The organism is Pseudomonas sp. 2VD, assembly GCF_005503585.1.
Classification (GTDB): domain Bacteria; phylum Pseudomonadota; class Gammaproteobacteria; order Pseudomonadales; family Pseudomonadaceae; genus Pseudomonas; species Pseudomonas aeruginosa.
Genome location: NZ_SCND01000372.1, coordinates 1 through 5,758, shown reverse-complemented (window position 1 = coordinate 5,758; position 5,758 = coordinate 1). Strand labels below are relative to the sequence as shown.

At 65.8% G+C, this 5,758-nt stretch carries 5 protein-coding genes; 1 reads left to right on the top strand and 4 read right to left on the bottom strand.

From position 1 onward, the window contains the following. Nucleotides 1-900 (top strand): agmatine deiminase (gene aguA, locus FFS27_RS27375; RefSeq protein ID WP_137952340.1); only part of this gene is annotated, 900 nt, incomplete at its 5' end. A gap of 134 nt (nt 901-1,034) precedes the next feature. Here aguA and FFS27_RS27370 read toward each other — a convergent pair. From FFS27_RS27370 to FFS27_RS27355, 4 genes are all read right to left on the bottom strand, one after another. Continuing rightward, nucleotides 1,035-2,417 carry an OprD family porin gene (locus FFS27_RS27370; RefSeq protein ID WP_009875698.1) on the bottom strand — a complete coding sequence of 461 codons (1,383 nt, stop codon included), beginning with the start codon at nt 2,415-2,417 and terminating at the stop codon, nt 1,035-1,037. 614 nt (nt 2,418-3,031) lie between these two features. Next, nucleotides 3,032-4,003 (bottom strand): GGDEF domain-containing protein, encoded by a 972-nt coding sequence (locus tag FFS27_RS27365; RefSeq protein WP_003084261.1) that lies wholly within the window; start codon nt 4,001-4,003, stop codon nt 3,032-3,034. Nucleotides 4,004-4,115: 112 nt separating this feature from the next. Beyond that, entirely contained in the window at nt 4,116-5,078 is a 963-nt protein-coding gene (locus tag FFS27_RS27360; RefSeq protein ID WP_009315018.1) for a LysR family transcriptional regulator, read from the bottom strand. Between the two features lie 52 nt (nt 5,079-5,130). Beyond that, nucleotides 5,131-5,758, bottom strand: a 628-nt coding sequence (locus FFS27_RS27355) for an arginase family protein (RefSeq protein WP_137952339.1), incomplete at its 5' end; no start/stop codon positions are given.

The window sequence follows — 5,758 nt, the reverse complement described above, 5'->3', positions numbered from 1 at the left end:
GAGAACGCGCGCGCACGCCTCGACGACGGCAACATCCGCGTCGTGGAAATCAGCAGCGACGATGCCTGGGTCCGCGACACCGGCCCGACCTTCGTCATCGACGACAAGGGCGATGTACGCGGCGTCGACTGGGGCTTCAACGCCTGGGGCGGCTTCGAAGGCGGCCTGTACTTCCCCTGGCAGCGCGACGACCAGGTGGCACGCAAGATCCTCGAGATCGAACGGCGCGCCCGCTACCGCACCGACGACTTCGTCCTCGAGGGCGGCTCGATCCACGTCGACGGCGAAGGCACACTGATCACCACCGAGGAATGCCTGCTCAACCACAACCGCAACCCGCACCTGAGCCAGGCGGAGATCGAGCGGACCCTGCGCGACTACCTTGCGGTGGACAGCATCATCTGGCTGCCGAACGGCCTCTACAACGACGAGACCGACGGCCACGTCGACAACTTCTGCTGCTACGTGCGTCCCGGCGAGGTGCTGCTGGCCTGGACCGACGACCAGGATGACCCGAACTACCTGCGCTGCCAGGCCGCCCTCCGCGTGCTGGAAGAAAGCCGCGACGCCAAGGGACGCAAGCTGGTGGTGCACAAGATGCCGATCCCCGGCCCGCTGTACGCGACCCAGGAAGAGTGCGACGGCGTGGATATCGTCGAGGGCAGCCAGCCGCGCGATCCCTCCATTCGCCTGGCCGGCTCCTACGTGAACTTCCTGATCGTCAACGGCGGCATCGTCGCGCCGAGCTTCGACGATCCCAAGGACGCCGAGGCCAGGGCGATACTCCAGCGGGTGTTCCCCGAGCACGAGGTGGTGATGGTCCCGGGGCGCGAGATCCTCCTCGGCGGCGGCAACATCCATTGCATCACCCAGCAGCAACCGGCGCCGCGCAAGGCCTGACGGGCATCCCCCAGGGCGGATGGCCAGCCGCGGCGCTGTTCGCGCTGGCCGGCCCGGCACGCCGAGTGGCGCCCTGAATGAAAAAAGCCCGCGTCCTCCAGGAGGACGCGGGCTTTTTCCTGTCCGGCCGGAGCTTACAGCAGCGGCAGGGTGTAGCTGACGATCAGGCGGTTTTCGTCCTGGTCGCGCTGGTTGTTGCTCGAACCGGCGGCCGGCAGGCCGCTGCGGAAGGAGGCGTTCTTCCAGGTGAAGCCCAGGCCCTTGAAGGTGCCGTCCGGGATCACGTAGGCCAGGGAGATATCGCGTTCCCACTCGCTCTGGTCGCCGCGGGCGGTCTTGATCTTGTCGCCGCTCAGGTAAATGGTGTTGAAGGTCAGGCCCGGCACGCCGACGGTGGCGAAGTCGTAGCCGTAGCGGACCTGCCAGGTGCGCTCGCCGGCACGCTGGAACTTGCCGATCTGCACGTCGGTGATCAGGTACGCGGTGGAACCTTCGCCATCGCCACGGTTCAGGAACGGGAAGTCGCTGTCGCCGTTTAGGATCTGGTAGCCGGCGCCGATGCTGTGGCCGCTGACGGTATAGGTGAAGAGACCGCTGAAGGCGCGGTTGTCGACTTCGCCCTTGGTCACGCCGCTGCCGTAGTAGCCGCTGCTGACGTAGCCGTCGGCACGGCCGGAACGGCTGCCGTTCTTGCCGTCGGAGCTGCTGTCGAAGGCGCGCAGGTCGGTCTTCAGGACGCCCGGGCCGATCTGCCAGTTGTGGATCAGGCCGAGGAAGTGCTGCTTGTAGAAGTCGTCCAGGTTGCCGTAGTAGTACTGCAGGGTCAGGTCCTTGTTGACCTTGTAGTCGCCACCCGCGTAGTAGAACTTGTTGCTGTCGCGCGAGCTGGCGCTGCTGCCGTTGGCGCCGGCGATGCTCAGGCTGCGGTTGTCGGTGGAGTTACGGCCCTTGGAGTGCTCCAGTTGGCCGGCAACCAGGGTGAAGTCCTTGAGATCGGTCGAGGTGACCTGGCCGCCCTCGAAGGTGACCGGCAGCAGGCGGCCGTCGTTGTAGGTGACCACCGGCAGCTTCGGCTGCAGGGTGCCGTAGCGGAACTCGGTGTTGGATACCTTGGCCTTGGCGGTCAGGCCCAGGCTGGCGAAGTCGTGCACCGGCTCACCGTTGCTTTCCAGCGGGAACACGGTGCCCGGCTGGCGGTCCAGGCCGCTCTTGCCGGCACGGCCGCCGCCGTCCAGGCGCACGCCGAGCAGGCCCAGCGCGTCGACGCCGAAGCCGACGGTGCCCTGGGTGAAGCCCGACTGGTAATTCAGGATGAAGCCCTGGCCCCACTCTTCCTGCTTGCTCGGCGAGGCGCTGCCATTGCGGTTGTCGGTATTGATGTAGAAGTTGCGCAGGGTCAGCGATGCCTTGCTGTCCTCGATGAAACCGGCGGCGACCGCCTGTTGCGCCAGGGCACCGAGGGTACCGGCAGTGATGGCCAGGGCCAGTCGTGACTTGTTGATCTTGCGACTCTTCATTGGTCTTTTCCCCATTGGTATTGCTAATTGTCTTCCGGTCGGGGGAAGTGGAACGCGTGGGCCCGACCGGTCGTTGAAACACTGAGCGCCGTACCATCCCGGAAGATGGCGCGCGCGAAACTCGGCATTCGATGGATCAGGAAACGGCGCAACCCGCGACGATGGAACGACGGGGCAGGCAAGCAGGCAGGGAGGCAGCGAACGGAAGCGTGTGCATGGGTGTACTCGTGTCTTGTTATTGTGCGGCGGGTGTCTCGACCCACCGCCAGTGAAGGCAATTTGTAAGCCAATCTTTCCATCGGGCTCCGCCTTCGCGTCCTCTCGGGCTTCCTGCCCTTCTCCCGGCTGACGGGGCCGAAGGGTATCGGCAGAAAACCGCCCATTACAGCTTCCTTTCTGGCGAGTTACCGCCACGTTTCAGAAAATCGTTATTTCCTGCGCTTTATAGCGCGTGGGTAATAAACAGTAAAATATCCGCAATAAACCTAAAAAGAATTAATTATTCATATTTAATAGCTTTAAGGAATATTGTACCGCAGCCGCAGCCTGCCGGTCGCCTCCCCAAAGAGGTATTCCGTGGCGCCGTCGACAAAACGGAAACGTTTGCCCAGCGGTCAGCCCACGACGATGCAGTCCTTGCCCTGGCGCTTGGCCGAGTACATCGCAGCGTCAGCCCGGCTGTAGAGGGCACCGAGCCCCTCGTCATCGGCCTGGAGGACCGTCAGGCCCTGGCTGACGGTGATCCCGAAGCTCTGTTCGCCCTCCTGGAAGCGCAGGCGTTGCACCTCGCGCTGCAGGCGTTCGCCGATCTGTCGCGCGGTCTGCTCGTCGCAGCCGGGCAGCAGCACGGCGAACTCCTCGCCGCCGATCCGCCCGAACAGGTCGCCACGGCGCAACGCGGCACTGCCGCTCTGGGCGATACGCTGGAGGACCTGGTCGCCGACCTGGTGGCCGAAGCGGTCGTTGATCTTCTTGAAGTCATCGACGTCCAGCAGCAGGAACGCCAACGGTATCCCCTCGCGGCGACACTCCTTGAAGGCCGCCTCGGCACTGTCGAAGAAATAGCGACGGTTGCTGCTCTGGGTCAGCACGTCGGTGGTGGCCAACCGTTGCAGCTCGCTCTCCATGTGCTTCTTGTCGGTGATGTCCTCGGCGATGCCCACCACCATCAGCGGCAGTCCCGCCTCACCCTGGCGACTGACGAAGCACTTGTCGTTGAGCCAGCGGACCTCGCCGTCGCCGCGCACGATGCGGTATTCGCGTTGTTCCACGGCGCCACGTTCGAGCACCTGCAGCAGGCTGCTGTCGGCGTAGTCGAGGTCGTCCGGGTAGATGCTGTTGCGCCACTCCTCGTAGTCCGCCAGCAGCAGCGCCGCGGAACGGCCGAAGATTTTCTCGTAGGCGGGGCTGACGTAGACCATCCGCCGGTTCTGCCAGTCGTAGGCCCAGAGCACCGAGTTGACGCTGGCCAGCAAGGCGCTGAAGAGTTGCTCGCGCTCCTTCAGCCGGGCCACTTCGGCACGGCTGTGCAGCAAGGCCAGCGCGGCCTCCTGCGGGTCTTCGGGAATGCCGGTTAGGTCGTCCATGGATCGTCGCTCTGCTCGCGGAACGGGTTCGACCGCCAACTTAGCGCAGGGGTCGCGGCGATACAGAAATGCCCGCCGAACGGCAGGGAAAGGCTCCAGCCAGTGCGCTCGGTCACAATTGCCGAGCGATGCCGTTCGTATTCGCCGGAGCCTGCACGCCCAATTGTTTCTGCGCCTCGAACAGCGAGCGCAGGAACAGGGTCAGGGTCGGTCGTTCTTCGTGTCCCTGGCGGGTAATGCAATGGAATTCCGAGTCGTAGGCCAGTTGCCGTGGCCGGATCGCCCGCATGCGCCCTTCGGCGACCCAGGTGGCGGCATAGTGCGTCGGCAGGTAGCCGATGTAGGTGCCGCTGAAGACCAGGGTAGCGATGGCCTCCATGGTGTAGGCGTCGGTCCCCTGGTTGAAGCGCAGGTCGTGCGGGCGATGGTTTTCCGCCATGTAGCCGCGGCCGACATAGTCGGCGGCGCAGATCTCGCCCAGCGTCGGCTCGTCGTCCGCCCGGGCGAAGAAGGGGTGCGCGCTGCCGCAATAGAGGTTCTGCTCCTCGCGGAACAGGGGTTGGTAGTACAGCCCGGACAACCGGTGGTGAAAGGCCCCCACCGCCAGTTGCAGGCGCTCTTCCAGCACCGCGTGCTCGAGTTCGTCGGGACGCCGCGTGTGCAGCTTGAGCAGCACCTCCGGGGCGCGCTGGCGAAACAGCCGGATGGCCAGCGGCAACGGCAGGCAATGCTGGCCGATGACGCCATCGACGCAGCCCAGGTGCAACGCCTCGCGATCGCGCCCGCCGAGGCCGCGGACCTGCTCGCGGAAACGGGCGATGTCGCTGAACAGGCCGAGCGCGGCGTCGTAGAGTTCCTGCCCCTCCTCGGTCAACTGGAAACCGCCGTTGCCGCGCCGGCACAGGGAATAGCCCAGGCGCACCTCCAAGTCGCGCACCAGCACGCTCAGGCGCGACAGGCTGGTGTTCAGGCGCGCCTGGGCGGCAGTGAAGCCGCCGGCCTCGACGATGGCGCAGAAGGTGCGCAGCATGCGCAGGTCGATGTCGTTGAGGTTGCCCAGCATTCCCGCCCCCATGGCGTTCGGTCCGCCTTCGTTATAGCGCCAAAGCCGGGCCGGCGGAACGCCGTCAGGCGCTTCGCGCGGCCGACTCGGCAAGCAGGCAGAGCAGCTCGAACATCATGGTCGCCCCCACCAGCGCCGTGGCGCCGCCGACATCGAACGGCGGCGAGACTTCCACCACGTCGGCGCCGACCAGGTCCAGCCCGCGCAGGCCGCGGACCAGCTGCTGGGCCTGGAGGCTGGTCATGCCGCCGATCTCCGGGGTGCCGGTGCCGGGCGCGAAGGCCGGGTCGAGCACGTCGACGTCGAAACTCACATAGGTCGGCCCGTCGCCCACCACCCGCCGCGCTTCGGCCAGGGTCGCCTCGACGCCCAGTTCGACGAACTCCTCCATGTGGATCACGCGGATGCCGCACTCGCGGGCGAAAGCGTCGTCGTCCGGCGAATACACCGAGCCGCGGATGCCGATCTGCACCGTGCGCAGCGGATCGAGCAGACCTTCCTCGATGGCTCGGCGGAATGGCGTGCCGTGGGTGTAGGGGTTGTCGCCGAAGTAGCGGTCGTTGGTATCGGAATGCGCATCGAAATGCACCATGCCCAGCGGCCGCTCGCGACCCAGGGCGCGAAAGATCGGCAGGGTCACCAGGTGGTCGCCACCGACCGATAGCGGCAGGGTGCCGGCGGCATGGACCTGG